Genomic DNA, 16666 nt, shown 5'->3' on the forward strand with positions numbered 1-16666 from the left:
ACACAATTTATAGCAAGAATATGATCATGAGTTGCGCAGTGACCACTCTCAAAAACATCGTCAGAGGATAGACTGTGGCATATCCTACCGAAGAAGCGTCTGTGTCGGACAGGGTATTGGCATAGCCCAGTGCAGGGGGGTCGGTCGTACTACCGGCGATCATACCGGCTAGTGTGAAGTAGTCTATCTTGAAGACAAAGCGACCAATCAACCCAGCAATAAGTATGGGTAGCATGGTGATCATCATGCTGTAGCAGACCCAAGCGAGCCCACCTTGGTGTATCATTGTATCCAAGAAGCCATTTCCTGCACCTATACCCACACAGGCCAAGAAGAGGGAAAGCCCCACCTCGCGCAACATCAGGTTGGCCGAAAGCGTCGTGTAGCTGACCAAGTGGTTGTACCCGTATGCAGACATCAAGATCGCCACAATCAGTGGTCCTCCAGCCATACCGAGCTTGATAGGCTGTGGAATGCCCGGGAACATTATCGGCACAGAACCGAAGAAAATACCGAGAGCTATTCCGATAAAGATACTTGACAGATTGGGCTCATGTAGGTGTTTTTCGGAGTTGCCGATCAGGTCAGTCACTTTCTGGATAGCGGAGTCGCTTCCCACCACTGTCAGCTTGTCTCCATACTGGAGTCTCAACCCCGGTGCGGCTACGATATCCATACCGGATCGAGTGATACGCGTCACATTGACCCCATAGATCGCACGCAGATTGAGTTGCTGCAGTTGCTTGCCGGTGATCTGCTTGTTGCTCACCAGTAGCTTGCAGCTGATGTACTTGGAGTCTTTTGGCGTCCACTGCTTGCGATCCATCACGACCTCATGTCCCACGGTCATCGTAAAGGGCTCCACGTCATCTTTATGGATGATCACGAAGATACGGTCACCGGTCATTAGCATCGTGTCTGCATCCACTGTGCTGACTTCATTGGACTCTTTTTTCCATATATGAGAGACCACGAACCTGCGTCCCTCAAGCGTGTGTGCCAGATCCGACACTTTGGCACCATTCAGTGCCGGATTCTCTATCTCCACAGAGAGGGGGACAGTGGTTACCTCCGAGTCACCGGCTGCTTCCGCAAGGCGCTCCTCCTCCGTTCTGAGGTTGACTCGGGCAATCACCCGGATCAAAATAATGGTCAGGATGATACCGATCACACCCAAAGGATAGGCTACGGCGTAGCCCTGAGCGATAGATGGGTCGTCCACCCCTTTGATATCGGTAAATGCTTGCTGAGCCGCACCGAGTCCGGGGGTGTTTGTGATGGCACCGCTCATGATTCCCACAAGGGTCTGGATAGGCAAGCCGGTAACCTCGTAGAGTATCACTGTGATCAGTGCACCCAAGCCCACGACCAAGACCGCAAGCATATTGAGGGTCATCCCCTCCTTTTTGAAGTTTGAGAAAAAGCTCGGCCCCACCTGAAGTCCTATAGAGTAGACGAAAAGTATCAGGCCGAATTCTTTGCAGAAGTGCATCAGGTGTGGGTCCAAGGACATGCCCATCTCTCCAAAGAAGATGCCCACAAATAGGATGAACGTTGCACCAAGAGAGATGCCAAAAACCTTAATCTTTCCGAGCATTATCCCTAAAGCAACCGTCAAGGCAATCAAGATCAACGAGTGTGCCACTCCGGTACCGAGGAAAAGCTCCTGTAACCAATCCATAAATCAAAAATAATAGTAATAAAATATTCGGTCCGAGACCGATGTTGCGCTTTCTTTTTTTCCTAACAACAGCTACAAGAGCGTACGTCCGAGACATTTCTCATATCATAGGACCCTGCAGACACTAGCGAGCAAGTGAAGTCATGCCCAACGCACTTTTTTCAAAAAAAAACAGAGGGGAGATTCCCAGCGGTCGAAAGACCAAGAATTACCCTTCTCTTATAGCAACGCAAATCTACCATTTTTTAGTTATTGGCACAATTAACTGGAGGAGTAGACAGAGATGGCGAATGAAACAGTTGCGGAAGAGAGAGATCAGGTCCAATCCACAGAGAATCCAAAAACAAAAAAAGGCAAAAACGCAAACTTTCCTCCTAAAAAACACTACAAACACAGGACTTCAAGAATATTTGCGTACCTTTCACTTGAGAAGATGGACACATACATGAAAAACTAGGAGGAATAAAAGATATGAAAACACTCAGATGGACTATATCGACCAGCATACTCACTGTGGTACTGCTCCTCTTCGGACAGATGGCAAGTGCGCAAGACAACGCTTACCTGACCCCCTCCAAGGCACGAGAGTATCGTATGCAGGAGAAAAAGGCAAGGGCCGAACGATCTGCCCGCCTCCAAAAGCAAAGAGAGCAACAAAAGGCTGAGTACGAAAAACTACAGTCCGAACAAGAAAAGATCAGCGACTGGTACAACCGACGAGGTATGAAAGTCACGGTCGAGCAAATGGAGGACAATCTAGATGAACTGGAGGGCACCACCGCTCGCCCGAAAGGAGGCAAGTACACTCAGCGTCTGCGGAGATTTGGCGAAAACTCAGGCAACTCCATTGTCCTCAACAATGTGGATCGTGTCTATATCTTGGACGACATGGACTACGATCCCTGGACCAACTCCTACTACGGCAGAGACTGGCAAAACGGAGTGAATATCCAGATCAACACCTATCCCTACTATGGAGCGTCGTGGAGATATAGCCGCTGGTACAATCCCTGGTGCTACGGTGGCTGGTATGACCCCTGGTACAGTGGCTGGTATGGCCCGAGATACTATGGTGGCTGGTACGACCCATGGTACTACGACGGCTGGTATAGCCCGAGGTACTATGGTGGAGGATGGGGCTACTCCTATTATGGTTGGGACACTCCCTACCACAGCTACGACCGAGGCTACCTACAGGGCTACTACGACGGCAGCAACTACCCGTCCACACGCGTAGAGCGAAGATACAATGCCTACGGGCGTGCCTCCGGACGCTACTCACAGGACTTTGAACAATACGGTGGCAGCCTAGGACGGACCGAACGCGCTGTACGCACACGAGCCACAGCCACTGTCCCCGATTACAGCAGAGGCAACTACGACAGCAGAGGAGGACGCTACGACAGCTATGAGACACGTACCAACTCGCGCTGGAACGAAAGCTACACCCCCACACGCAGCTACACCCCCACACGATCGACCGACAGTGGCGGCTCTGTCACACGATCCACCCCGACAAGGACTACCAACACCAACAACACCGGGACCTACGGATCCGGAGGACGCCGTCGGTGATAGGTGGAGTGTGCGGACCTTCCTCACCAAAAGGGACACCGCACCAGCCCCCCACCGGGATGCAAGACGACTCCGGGGTCAGACCCGGAGCCTCCTTGCTCATCAGCTAACTACAAACGAAAGGACCTAACCATGACTAAAGGATATCAACTATTTTTGGCGACCCTGCTCCTAGGATCGCTACCACTTATCGAAGCACAAGCGCAAGCCCCCTCCGATGGCTATCGCAACAGCCTGGAGGGCATCCACGGGACAGCACGAGCAAGAGCCATGAGCGATGCCGTAGGAGCACTCGGGGCAGACCCCACAGCTATATGGATCAACCCAGCCGGCAGTGCACTCTACTACCAAGGCGCATTTTCCCTGGGTCTTGATGGGGGATTCGGCAGCAACTCTGTCGACTTCCGAAACAAGGAGGTGGCGAAAAACCACACCTCCACCTACGGCTTCTCCGACTTCAACCACCTCGCCTACATCGGGTCCGGTGTGGAGTTTTCCGATCAGCCTTTGCGTATCAACTGGGGACTCATCTACAACAAAGACTACAACCACAAGCGCAACTACACCCTACTGATGCCCCGCCCCGCCTCCAGCATCACCGACTACTTGACCATAAAAGCAATGCAGAGTGGCCTACCATTCGACCGCTACAAGCACACCAACACGTACGACCCACGACTCCAGCCCCTCAACCAAAGCATCGTCTTGGGACTCAATGCCGGCCTCATTGAGGGAAATATCGGTGGAAAACCCAAAGAATTTTACCGGCCAAACACCTGGGTCTGGGAAAAAGAGGCGGAGCAAAGCGACCAGATCTTTCTACTACCACAAGTCTCCAAACTGACGGTAAAAGAGACCGGTGGCAAAAACTCTCTGGACCTCAACCTCGGGATCGGCTACGACGACCGCTACTTCTTTGGGGCCACACTGCGATCCACCGGGAGTACCTACCGACGTCACTCCGAGTATTCCGAAGACTTCTTTTTCAAAAACGAACACAAACAAAACAGGCAGGGTATCACGTACGACAACAACCTAAACGTCACCGGCAGGACCATCGGGCTAAACCTGGGAGCCCTCTTCGCAATCGGCGACTACGGGCGAGTGGGCATCTCTTACCTCCTCCCTCAATACGCCCGCTACACCGAGACCTACAGTGCCTCCGCCTCCTACTACAACGATCTGCTCGAGGAGCCCAAAGACAAGACATTCGTCTATGACACCGGAGGAGACTTCACCTCCGACTACGAAATGTGGCTACCGGGCAAGCTCACGCTCAGTGGCATGGTCTTTTTGGATCAGTACGGCATGATCACCTACGATCTCACCTACCGAAACCTTGGGAGTGCCAAGTACATGCTCCCGGGTGAAAACTCCCATGACGCACTCGAGGATGTCACTCGGCTAAACAACCAATACTTTGGCCCCCAGTTGCGCCACAGCATTGGTCTCGAGCTAAAACCTCTCGACTGGCTCACCCTGAGATCCGGCTACAGCTACACCGGGAGTGGTATCAAGGACCGAGCAATCAAGCCCGGTAGTGGCAATACCATCCAAAGCGAGTACAGTGCCTCCGGCATAATCCTCGACTACACACTGGCACGCAACTACCAAACCGCATCTGCCGGGGTCGGGGTCCGCGTCGGGAGCCTGACCGTGGATCTGGCATACGTATGTGGCATCCGAAAAGAAGGAGTCTATCCCTACCCCGCACTACCCGGCACCAAACTCCCAAGCGTCACAGGTGGGGCAATGCGGGAAGTCCGGCACTCTCTTGCCACGACCGTCACACTCAGCTTCTGACCCTCTCCGGCAGATCATAGGAGGCCCCACAGCCTCTACTGAAAAGAAGTTTCCTCGGGGAAGACACCGGTCTCCTCCGAGGAAACTTCTTTTGTACTCGGGGCTGGTTCCAAAGTCCACCTCAAGGGTTATAAAGTCCACGCTATGTACTTCCAAACTATTTTTTCCAGATGGAAAACTCAAAATCACTATGTGATTTATTCAAATCACTTAGTGATTTATTCGCGTCACAGTGTGATTTGAAGAAATCACATAGTGATTTTATCTTTTTCATAGGACAAAACAATCTTTTCATAGGACAAGGCCATCTTTTCCTCCGACCTTGTCGAGTTTTTCTCCAAGGAAAAAAGGGATGTCGGAGGAGGCTTTTTTCTTGTATGTATGGGGGGGAGGAGTTCAAAAAGAGTGGAGGGTGCAAAAAGGATTGACCTTTTCACACCCTCCACTTCTATTGAATTACGGCAGGCTGTATGGCATTTTGGCCTGCGGTAGGCTCTAGTCAGTCATGGGGCTTTTGCCGGCACAGGGCCTGATGATACGGCGGTAGGCTTGATGTGCTTTTTGCTCAATCTCCGGTGTCAGGGAGTCCTTCAGGTGCTTGAGCACTAGCGTGATGACGACTAGGTCATCGGTGAAGCCCAAAAGTCCGGGCAGAAAGTCCGGAATGAGGTCCAGTGGGAGGATAAAGTAGCCAAGCGCTCCCAGCAAAAACAGTTTTTCTTTCGTTGAGGTCTGGGGCGACTTTAGGACAAAGTAGGTCCTCAGGACAGGCAACAGGATGTTTTCGCCAAGGGATCGTCCGACGATTCTCAACTTTTTCCCAAAAGACTGCTCGCTGAAGTACTTGGCGTAGCGTGCGACCTCATCAAGATGAATAGGCTTCATCTTGCTCTGAGCGATTTGCCAGAGACCGAGGGGGGTCACTCTTTTTCGCCTCATAGCGGGATCAGCGGACTACTTCGCCTTTGATAGTGATGACCTCCGGGCCTTCCTTACCGTTGCTGTAGATAGATATCGTCTTGACAAAAGGATAGATACGGCCGGCCGGGTCGTAGGTTACGGTCAGCTTGGTGCTTTTGCCGGGTGCCACGGGCTCCTTGCTGTAGGATGGCACGGTGCACCCGCATGGGCTCATCACACGTGTCAGGACCAATGGTGCGTTGCCTACGTTTTTGATCTCAAAGACGTGGCTCACCTTTCCGTCTGCCTCTTTTATGGTGCCAAAGTCGTACTCAGTCACCGGGAGGTTGATGACGGCTTTTTTGTCTTGTGCGTTGGCGTTTGTTGCCAGTGTCAGGCATAGTGCTGTTGCCAGCATGTATAGTACTTTTCTCATAGTTTCTTCTGTTTATTTTTATGATTTGATTGTTTTGCTTTGTTGCGGGGTTCTCTCAGAGTGCACCGTCCATGGGGGTATATTCAGATCCGACATACTGCTCAAGGGCATCCACACTCATGCCGACACTCGAAAAGCCCCCATCGCTGTAGAGGTTTTGCATGGTTATCTTGCGTGTGAGGTCGGAGAAGAGGGTGACGCAGTAGTCGGCGCAATCCTCTGCCGATGCGTTGCCAAGGGGAGACATCTTCTCGGCGAAGTGCCTCAGTCGCTCCATGCCACTCACGCCACTGCCTGCAGTCGTAGGTGTGGGTGACTGCGAGATGGTATTGATGCGGACTCCTTTTTCTTTGCCGTAGATAAGTCCGAAGCTCCGGACGATGCTCTGGAGCAGGCTTTTGGCATCAGCCATATCGCTGTACCCGACGAATGCACGCTCGGCGGCAATATACGAGAGGGCCAAAACGGAAGCCCCCTCGCTGAGGGCGTCTTGCTGATAGGCCACTGAGAGCATTTTGTGAAAAGAGATGGCCGAGATATCTAGTGTCTTGGATAGATAGCCGTAGTTTAGCTCGGTGTAGGGGATGTTTTTGCGGACGTTGGGGCTCATGCCGATGGAGTGCAGCACAAAGTCAATCTTGCCCCCTAGTACCTCCCTACTCCGCTCAAAGACCTTGGCAAGGTCCTCAACAGAGGTGGCATCGGCGGGAATCACCTCGGCCCCGACTTTTTCGGCTAGCGCATCGAGTTGGCCCATACGCAGTGCCACGGCAGTATTGGAGAGGGTGATTTTTGCACCTTCTGCGCAGACGCGCTCAGCGACCTTCCAGGCGATGGAGTGCTCATTGAGTGCGCCAAAGATAATCCCTCTCTTCCCTTTTAGTAATCCGTATGCCATAGTTTTTCTCTGTTCTAAGTGATTAGCAACGGGACAAATTTAGGGAAAACCTCTGTCATTTCACAAAAGGAGCAAATAGTGCAGGTGCGGTGTCGGCGGGGTAAAATGGGCAAGGCGGACCGTTGGAATGCCGTTTTTGTTTCGTAAAGCCCAAGCATTCACACAATTGGACTTGGGCACCCCTTGTTTACGGACGAGCGAAAATGAATTTGACAAGAAAATGAGAGAATCACAACAAATTGGAAGACAAAGTAGTCTAGATATTAAAAAAAAGAAACTATCTTTGCTACAAGCTAAACAAAGGTTTTTTTCACAATGTCACAAATCGGTAGAGTCCTTGTCGGTGCAGTATCGCTCATACTACTGACGCTCCCCTTGGAGGCGCAACTCGTAGACTGGGATAGGGTCGAGGCCAAGTCTGCGCCCCGTGTAAAAGCGGTCATGCCCGACAGCTATATCCATCCTCGATGGATCAATGGCACACCATATATGTACTACCACGTCCGTCACTCGGGCCGAGTGGATCACTATCTGGTCAACACCAAGAGCGGTCGGTCGGAGCTTTTGATCAAGGACCTGGACACATTTGCCACCGACTATCGTGCCATTACCGGCAAGGAGCTGGATAAGGGAGACTTTAGGCTGTACAACGTCCATCCGCTGGATCGCAACTTTAGGCGGATCCTACTGAAGTACGGTGGAAACGTGCTGGAGTACAATCGGAGGAGTGGCCGGCTATCCAAAAGCACGAGGAGCTATCCGGCGGTCACCAGGTTCGACACCACCGACCCTGCCGACCGATACACCAACACCACAACCGATGGCGAGCTGACCATGCTCCAAAGAGGAGATCGCCTCCTACTCTGCAAGAAAAGCGAACGAGACACAGTACCGGTGGAGGGCTGGGATCCGACTCGGACTACCATACGCAATGGAGATAGGATCCGACCGGCGGCGGGATTTTGGTGCGGAGACGTGTATGTACAACTGGTGACAAAAGAAGAGGCCGGTAAGCCTATAGGTCTTATTCACTCAATCACCAAAGGGCGACCAAGGGTGGAGACTTTTCAGATGCCAATGCCCGGCGAATCAAATGCCCCACGGCAGAGCCTCTTTTGCTACAACCGAAAGACACAACGTGGCCAGTACCTCCCAATCGAGCACTTTGCAGACCAAGAGGTCAGCTTGGCCCCCTTTCGCTCGGATAGTGTACTCTATCTGCTACGCACTTCACGTCCCAAGGATCGGATAGAACTCTGCAAGGTCAACCTGCCCGATGGTCAGGTGTACACACTGATCAGCGAGGAGGCAAAGCCCATCTACAACCTAGTGCTTTTTGACTACCAAATACTCAGCGGTGGCCAAATCCTATGGTGGAGCGATCGCGATGGCTATGGCAAATACTACCTCTACGACACCACAGGGAAGCTACTCCGACAACTCACACACGATCCGGCACTCGTAGCCGGTCGAGTGGTACAGATGCGCGAGAAGGACTTCATCATGGAGGGGTACGGTGGAAAACAAGCGGACAATCCATACTACAAGCGGTACTTCATTGTACCAATGAATGGACAAGGAGAAAAGGCAATCACGGGCAACGATGGAGCATACGACCTCACCCTGTCCGATGGTGGGGACTATGGCTTGCTCAAGTGCTCACGCATGGATCTACCACCGAGCTACAGCATCATGAGACTCAGGCCGACTATCTCCACTCCAAAAGAAATCTACCGCCTTTCTGAGCAGGACGCACTAGAGGCAGGCTGGGTAAAACCCACACTTTTCTCATGCTTGGCAAAAGACGACGAAACCTATCTATATGGTATCATGTACACCCCGTCCGACCTCGATCCATCCAAGAAATACCCCGTAATCTCCTACGTCTACCCAGGGCCACAGACAGACTTGATGCCACTGGAGTTCACGCTTGACGAGAATGCTAACCAGTCATTGGCCGAGCTTGGATTTATTGTCGTACAAGTACCATCCCGTGGGTCCTCTCCATATAGGGGGCACGACTTCTATACCTACGGGCACGGAAATCTGAGAGACTATCCACTGGAAGACAACAAGTTTGCACTGGAACAACTGGCTGACAAGTATCCATTCATTGACCTAGAGAGGGTCGGTATCTATGGACACTCGGGCGGAGGATTTCAGGCACTGACAGCAATGCTCACCTACCCCGACTTCTACAAAGCCTGCGTGGCCGCCAGTGGCAACTACGACAACAACATCTACATACGGTGGTGGGGAGAGAGCTTCCATGGGGTACAAGAGATCCACCGCCCGGACGGATCGGTCTCCTTTAGGACCCGGATACCCACAACGGTAGAGCTGGCGAATCGCCTAAGTGGGCCACTGCTACTCATGACAGGAGACGAGGACAAGAATGTACCGCCCTCCAACACTCTGAGGATGGCAGATGCACTGATCAAGGCCGGGAAAAACTTTGAGATGGTCGTACTGCCTGGCAAAAGCCACGAACTGGACAGCCCATACTACTTCAACAAGATCAAGTACTTTTTTTTGAAAAACTTGTTGGGGATTGACGAGAGACATACAGACATCATACTTCACAAATAAACAACCAAGTAAATGAAAAGACTGATTTTATTGCTCAGCGTGCTCTTGGTGGCTCCGGTCATTGATGGGGCTATGGTTCCCGAAGTGCTGGCACAAGTGGCACAGCACACGCTTCGGCTCCGGATCCTAGACAACACCGGAACACCACTGACCGGCGCTGTCGTAAAGGTTGTAGGAGCTACGAAAGGAGCTATTACAGATCTTGACGGGCATGCCACAATCACGGTGGCAAAAGGAAGCAAGGTGACCATCAGCTTCACCGGGATGAAAACCATCACGATGACCGTGACAGAGGACATTGCACGAGATATTGTGATGCGAGAAAATGCCGAAATACTTGGCGAAGTGGTCTCGACCGGATATGCGACAACCACGAAAAAAAGAACTACCGGATCCGTCTCGGTCATCAAAGCTGAGGACATCAAGTTTCAGCCACCCACGGCATCGGTAGACCTATTGCTAAAAGGTCAGGTAGCCGGAGTGGATGTCAAGGCGATTAGTGGCAAACCCGGAGAGACAGGATCAATAAAGATACGTGGCACCAACTCAATCACCGGAAACACCGAGCCCCTGTGGGTGATCGATGGTGTGCCTATGCAAAATGCCATACCCAATACTCCAAACAAGCCTCAGCTAAAGGCGGGAGACTTTAGCGACATTTTCATGAACGGACTAGGGAGCATTCCACCTGGGGATATCGAAAGTATATCCATTCTCAAGGATGCATCCGCCACAGCCATATATGGCTCACAAGCCGCCGGTGGTGTGATCGTGGTAACAACAAAGCGGGGTAGCGAAGGCCGCATCCGGCTCAACTACTCCTCCAACCTTACGCTCACGGCCGCTCCTCCCAGAGATGCCAACCTGATGACCGCAAGAGAAAAAATCAACTTTGAGAAAGAACTTTGGGATGAGTTTTCAAAGCCACTGATCGAGTCTCAGCACCCATACTTCCCGGCCATAGGTGTGGTAGGAGCGATCCGAAAAGGACTGGGTGAATACCAACACATGACACCTGAGCAGAGGGAGAAGGCAATAGAGGAGATTGGCAACGGCCCCTCCACGGATTGGTTTAGAGAACTATTCAGGTCCTCCCTCTCGCACACCCACTATGTATCCATCAGCGGAGGAAGTGCCAAAAACAAGTACTACTCCTCTCTCAGCTACAACAAAAACAACGGACTGGTAAAAAGGACCGATGCAGAGTCAATCACCTTTAGCCTCAAACTGGATAACACGCCAACAGACAAGCTAAAGCTCTCACTCTCCTCCGACCTTTCGCACAGCAATGCCCACAGCTACGGAGGGCAAACAGATCCATTCCGATACGCCTATTTTGCAAATCCGTACGAACGCCCATATATGGACAATGGGGAGTACCGGCCGGATGCAACCTGGAACTCCCTTTCGGGCAACAACGACTACAAGTCCTACAAATCAATCAGCCCCAATGGATTCAACATATTCCGAGAAATGGAGAAAAGCAGCTCGGAGTCAAAAGATCTACGTGGCAACATCAGAGGAAATCTCAACTACAACATCACGGACCATCTTTCGTTCAATGGGATTGTCGCCATCGGTTATTCCAACACCATGTCGGACAATATCCTTGGCGAAGAGACACAAGCAGCGTTTGAGGACCGCCCATTTGAAAACGAAAAAAACAACGCCAGCAAACGGATGTATGGGTCGATCACTCAGCGTGCCTCCAGCAGTCTGAGCTATATGTTGCGTGGTCAGGTCAACTACTTTCAGACCTTCAACCATCACCACGTCCTGAGTTCACTCATCGGTGCAGAGATCCGTTCGCAGTACGCCAAAAGCATTTACGAAAAGCGATACGGCTACGACCCAAAAACCGGCAACTCATCCACTCCCCTCCTACTCGATGCAGGAGCGGACAAGGAGGCTGACCTAAAAAAGATGGCCACCATCATGGATGCTCTATCGGGGCAATCAAGATTGGAAAACACCTTTGCCTCCTTTTACCTATCAGCCGACTACTCCTATCGTGGCCGGTATGTAGTCAGTCTGACTGCACGCACAGATGGGTCCAACAACTTTGGTAGCAAAGAGCAATTCAATCCTACCGGATCGATCGGGCTTGCTTGGAATGCCGATGAGGAAGCTTTCATGAAAAGGCTACAGCCCTACCTTTCTCAGCTCACCATACGGCTCGCTGGAGGGTACACCGGTAGGGTCAATAGGAGTGTACACCCACAGCTAGTCATGCGCTACCTGCCGACATTGAGGACCACAACACACGGCTCCTACCGCATGGGGCAAATAGCGACACCCCCCAACCCCAAACTCAGGTGGGAAAAGACTAGAGATGCAAAAGTCGGGATGGACCTAGGTCTTTTTTCAAGCCGACTACAGGTATCCATTGAGGCCTACGACCGATACACCACAGACGCTGTATCGTCCGTAGCTGTAGTCTCCACCACAGGGTATGGGACACAGAACTACAATACCTCGGCAATCATCAATCGAGGAATCGAAGTCACCATCAGTGGCACCCCCTACCAAGATGACGATTGGCGTATTCATGCCAGCACCAACATGGGGATCAACTACAACAAGCTGACCGCCTTTGATGACCCCAACCCCAACTACACTTCCGAAAACTTTGTGGGATATCCCCTCGGATCCATTTTTTCGGGAAAAGTAATTGGCATCGACCCCACACTTGGACTATATACCTACCGGATACGCCCGGGAGCTGATGTGGATACCCCACGAGGCCGAAGAGACGCCAACAACTACCGATACTACATCGGTACCTACTCACAGCCCCTCAACGGAGGCTACTCCCTCAGTGTGTCGTACAAAAAGTTCACCGCAGGTCTTGGCGGGACATTCTCTGCTGGAGGATATATGGTCAACGAAGTAGTCCCCCCGGTCAGCTACGAAGACGTCAGCAGGGGCAGTGGAGCCAAGGAGTCAATTCCACACTATGTCAACGACCTCTACAGCTACCACCTCAATACCCAAAAGTCCTCGGCATACCGATGGACCCCCGAAAACCCAATCGTTGATGGCAACCCCAGGATCATAGACCGCTACGGACCCTATATGGGGCTAGACCAGTACATGGTCACCGCAAGGAGTATCACTAAAGCCTCTCGGCTCGAAGCCCTGAGCTACCTAAAACTAGGAAGCCTCTACGCCACCTACACCTTTGACCAACCGTGGGTGAAGCGGATCGGACTTCAGAGTCTATCCGCAACCATGCAGGCAAATAACCTCCTGATCATCACCAACTATCCCGGGATCGACCCCGAGACACCGGGAGCCGTCTATCCCATCCCTAGGACCTTTACCCTCGGACTATCACTCAGCCTATGATGACCTCAAAAAAAACACTCACAATACTAGGTATACTCCTTCTCGGACTAACCTCATGCAAAAAGTATCTAGACGTGAAGCCCTATGACCTCACAATCCCCACGACTGTCGAGGAGCACATGGCAATACTGCACACACGTCTCAACAAAATCGACAAAGGAGACAACCAACCGCTCATCTTCAGTGCCTCTCAGACACTCAGCTGGGATCTATTCGCCGATGACTTTGAGTCTGCCCTGACGAAAGGCAACACAGTAGGTCTCAACCAGTGGGTGGGATTCTCCCAACAAGGGGGCAACACCACGACCTACTTCAAACAACTCTACGAGATCATACGAGACTGCAACATTGTACTCGCCGGCATGCCGAACGATGGGACCGATCTCTCCAGAAATGCCTTCGGCACTGCATATACGATGCGTGGCCTTGCCTACCTACAGCTTCTGAGGCTCTACAGTCCGGCATTCAAGGCAGGTGAGGAGCAACCCGGAGTACCCCTGATCAAAGAGTTTGATATGGAAGCTCGTCCACCTCGCACCACAGTCCAAGCAGTAGCACAAAGTATTGAGCAAGACCTCACCAAAGCGCTCACCTATCATGTCGACAATGCAGACTTTCTCTTTACCGAAGACGTGACACGTGGTATCCTAGTGCGACTCTACTTTTGGACCGAACAGTGGGACAAGGTCCTCACCACTGCGCAACCACTACTGGACAAATACTCGCTTTTGTCGGGCGATGCCTACAAGGAGATGCTTAGCTCAGTATCCCAAAAAGGCAATGTCCTCATCAAAGTCCTACAAATGTCCACGTCCTCACAGGAGACGGAGCGATTTGAGGAACTCAAAAAGATACCGGTATCCGTTCGGTTCGTCAATCTTTTTCCATCAGCAGATCGCGACAAGGACATACGATACAAGCTATCTGTAGATAAAAAACGAATCGCGAAAAAAAGCGTTTTCCCAGGCTTTAGAATAGCCGAGGTGCACCTGATGGCGACCGAAGCCCACTACCACTTGGGGCAAAACGAGCAAGCTCTCAAGATGCTCAATGCACTGAGAGCGGCGCGCCTCACCGGAGTACAACCCCTGACCATGCAAAACCTCCCCGACAGCTGGAGTGACGAGCTCATCACAGAAGATGCGACAGGCAAGCCTCTCACCCCGCTTATTCGCGCTATACTGGCGGAGCGACACAAAGAGTTCTTTATGGAAGGAGATCGCTTCTTTGAGCTAAAACGAAACGGCAGTCCCGAGTTTTGGAAAGCCTACAACGGTGCCAAGTACACCACAAAAAAGTTCATGTACTGCTTCCCGATTCCCCCTGAGGACATCATCCATCAGCCAACCCTTATCCAAAACGAAGGGTATGCCGAATACACCATAGGTATGCCCAAAGCCTAAAACCTATAGGACACAAGACACCGACCATGAAAAAGATAAAAGAAAACGCCCAACTCATCATACTGACTCTAATCATTGCACTGGGAGTCACGGCTTGCATACGTGTCAATGAGCTACCTCCTGCAATCGAAAGCTCCAACAACGTAAGCATCAAGTTGCCCAATCCACCGGCATTGACCGACCAAGAGGCCGAGATCGTCAACCAAATCAAGAGGGAATACGACGAAAACACCAAGTAACCATGACGCCTATGAAAACCGACAACCTACTCTTGATCTCCACTCTAATCTGCATCCTATGTGGTAGCTGTCAAAAGATCGACCGCAACCATATAGATCCTCGTCCGCAGGTAAACTTTGCTGGAGATCAAATCTCATACACCATCTCCAAGGTAGGAGATGCCCTCGAAATCCCCGTCAAGCTACAAGTCGCTCCAAAATCAGAAGTAAAGGTCAGATACGAGCTGAACGGACCATTGGGCAACGATGAGTACATCGCCACACCGGAAGTCCTCACATTCTCACAGGACAAAACAAGCGCAACAATCCGGATCACCAACAACAGCCACCAAAAGAGCAACACCGATATGCTGCTCTCCATCACAGAAGTACCCAATGGCTATCGAGAAGGACTCATCAACTACCTGACAATCGTATTTGGAGGAAGCCCAATCGCCGTATTTGGAGAAAGACGAGCAACCATGAACCGTACCGGGTTCATACCGATACAGCTGAAAGACATCAAAGGAGGCTGGTTCCGAGCCACAAGCGACCTTGAGATCCAAGTAAAAGTAGACCCCGAGCAAAGCACTGCTATAGAGGGCGAACACTTCAAGATCCGTACGACAGACAATCCCATCGTCAAAAAAAGAAACAGGAGCACAACTCTGCTACTTGATCGCCTCAAATACGACCCCAACCACAACAAAATCTGCCTCAAGATTATTCCCCGAGCCGGAATAGCTATCGACGAACTAGACAGCAAATGCATCGTGACCATAGAACCTCAAGATGCATCCGGTACCTGGAAGTACAAGAGCTTCAACCTAGATGATTTTTCTTGGATGGAAGACGCTAAGTACCCGCCCATCAATGGAGAGGACGGAGACTTCCTCAAGGTCCAAAAAGTCAACGATACGACCTACAACTTCCTTTTTGAGCTCAAAAGCAGCCTCAAGCACTACTTTACACAGAGTACGACCACTGCCGTATTTAGCAGAGAATTCATCACTCAGGAGGGCAATGGAGACCACCTTGTGGAATTCACCATCAACGGAATCAACGAAAACATTTCGCCCAACTTCAGGACCATCAGACCGGGAGTTGTCGGGCTCCAAGTAGGGAAGCAAGCGGACGGAAAAAGGACCCTTACCCTGTATGTTTACGACATGATACCAAAGGAGTACTTTACCGAAGCCTACAATACAATGAAAGATGGCAACTCTGCAAAGTACCCATTAGCTGACTACCCGGCAAAATATACCTTCGTGGAAGAGTAATACTCACACCACCGGACAAAATAAGCAGGACGGACAACCCACCGATGGGATTGGATCCGTCCTGCTCACTTTTACTCAAAAAAAATAAGCCAAGAGAGGTAAAAGCATCAGGATCAACAACTTTCATTCTTCTACGGCCAAACCATTCGTTTCCACCCGTCCGAATGCTTCCAGCCGTGAAGGGTTTTGCTTCTATCCGTGAAACAGATCGCTTCTATCCGTGAAAAAAGGGGGGCTTTGCAATCCGCTGAATCTCTGTTATTTGCAAAGCACCAAAATAGAGCCGGAATTAAGGTCTAAAAAGTGGGGCATTTTATTAATCTCCTTGTTTGTCCTCTAGGAGGTCACTAAAAATGGATTCCTATGCCTAGTATTGTGTTTACCAAGAATAGCTGTTACATTTGCAAAACCACTTATATAACACTGGTTAAAACGACTCTGAGAACAAGTATCAAAAAGACTGTTTTGACCGGCATATCTCATGCGTGGAGCAACTAGGTGACTTTGTCCTGAGGAGCATTGAAAAAATTCATAT

At 51.1% G+C, this 16666-nt stretch carries 12 protein-coding genes; 8 read left to right on the forward strand and 4 right to left on the reverse strand.

Annotated features, from left to right (window positions below):
• Window positions 1-7: 7 nt before the first annotated feature.
• On the reverse strand, window positions 8-1681 hold the full coding sequence (locus AC1EK1_RS00335) for a putative transporter (protein ID WP_480305059.1): 1674 nt from the start codon (window positions 1679-1681) through the stop codon (window positions 8-10).
• A gap of 283 nt (window positions 1682-1964) precedes the next feature.
• Here AC1EK1_RS00335 and AC1EK1_RS00340 point away from each other — a divergent pair, with 283 nt between their 5' ends.
• The 3 genes from AC1EK1_RS00340 (at window position 1965) to AC1EK1_RS00350 (ending at window position 5059) form a co-directional block, all read left to right on the forward strand.
• On the forward strand, window positions 1965-2138 hold the full coding sequence (locus AC1EK1_RS00340; RefSeq protein WP_480305060.1) for a hypothetical protein: 174 nt from the start codon (window positions 1965-1967) through the stop codon (window positions 2136-2138).
• A 14-nt stretch (window positions 2139-2152) separates the two neighbouring features.
• Entirely contained in the window at window positions 2153-3256 is a 1104-nt protein-coding gene (locus AC1EK1_RS00345; RefSeq protein ID WP_480305061.1) for a coiled-coil domain-containing protein, read from the forward strand.
• Window positions 3257-3388: 132 nt separating this feature from the next.
• Window positions 3389-5059 carry a hypothetical protein gene (locus AC1EK1_RS00350; RefSeq protein ID WP_480305062.1) on the forward strand — a complete coding sequence of 557 codons (1671 nt, stop codon included), beginning with the start codon at window positions 3389-3391 and terminating at the stop codon, window positions 5057-5059.
• Window positions 5060-5554: 495 nt separating this feature from the next.
• Here AC1EK1_RS00350 and AC1EK1_RS00355 read toward each other — a convergent pair whose 3' ends face one another.
• The 3 genes from AC1EK1_RS00355 to AC1EK1_RS00365 are packed head-to-tail and all read right to left on the reverse strand — an operon-like array spanning window position 5555 to window position 7293.
• Window positions 5555-5998, reverse strand: a complete 444-nt coding sequence (locus tag AC1EK1_RS00355; RefSeq protein WP_480305063.1) for a YkvA family protein — start codon at window positions 5996-5998, stop codon at window positions 5555-5557.
• A 7-nt stretch (window positions 5999-6005) separates the two neighbouring features.
• Window positions 6006-6395: a DUF1573 domain-containing protein gene (locus AC1EK1_RS00360; protein ID WP_480305065.1), complete on the reverse strand. Its 390-nt coding sequence runs from the start codon at window positions 6393-6395 to the stop codon at window positions 6006-6008.
• A 55-nt stretch (window positions 6396-6450) separates the two neighbouring features.
• A complete protein-coding gene (locus AC1EK1_RS00365; protein ID WP_480305067.1) occupies window positions 6451-7293 on the reverse strand; it encodes an enoyl-ACP reductase FabI in 843 nt (280 codons plus the stop codon).
• A gap of 315 nt (window positions 7294-7608) precedes the next feature.
• On the opposite strand from AC1EK1_RS00365, the gene AC1EK1_RS00370 reads away from it, so the two are divergent.
• The 5 genes from AC1EK1_RS00370 to AC1EK1_RS00390 are packed head-to-tail and all read left to right on the forward strand — an operon-like array spanning window position 7609 to window position 16131.
• Window positions 7609-9882: a S9 family peptidase gene (locus tag AC1EK1_RS00370; RefSeq protein WP_480305068.1), complete on the forward strand. Its 2274-nt coding sequence runs from the start codon at window positions 7609-7611 to the stop codon at window positions 9880-9882.
• A 12-nt stretch (window positions 9883-9894) separates the two neighbouring features.
• Window positions 9895-13230 carry a SusC/RagA family TonB-linked outer membrane protein gene (locus AC1EK1_RS00375; protein WP_480305069.1) on the forward strand — a complete coding sequence of 1112 codons (3336 nt, stop codon included), beginning with the start codon at window positions 9895-9897 and terminating at the stop codon, window positions 13228-13230.
• Complete coding sequence (locus tag AC1EK1_RS00380) at window positions 13227-14633, forward strand: RagB/SusD family nutrient uptake outer membrane protein (protein WP_480305070.1); 1407 nt, start codon at window positions 13227-13229, stop codon at window positions 14631-14633. Before AC1EK1_RS00375 ends, AC1EK1_RS00380 begins: the two co-directional genes overlap by 4 nt.
• Window positions 14634-14659: 26 nt before the next feature.
• A complete protein-coding gene (locus AC1EK1_RS00385) occupies window positions 14660-14872 on the forward strand; it encodes a hypothetical protein (protein WP_480305071.1) in 213 nt (70 codons plus the stop codon).
• 2 nt (window positions 14873-14874) lie between these two features.
• Window positions 14875-16131 carry a hypothetical protein gene (locus tag AC1EK1_RS00390; RefSeq protein WP_480305072.1) on the forward strand — a complete coding sequence of 419 codons (1257 nt, stop codon included), beginning with the start codon at window positions 14875-14877 and terminating at the stop codon, window positions 16129-16131.
• Window positions 16132-16666: the final 535 nt, after the last annotated feature.

The organism is Porphyromonas sp. C0026D3 (assembly GCF_056590775.1).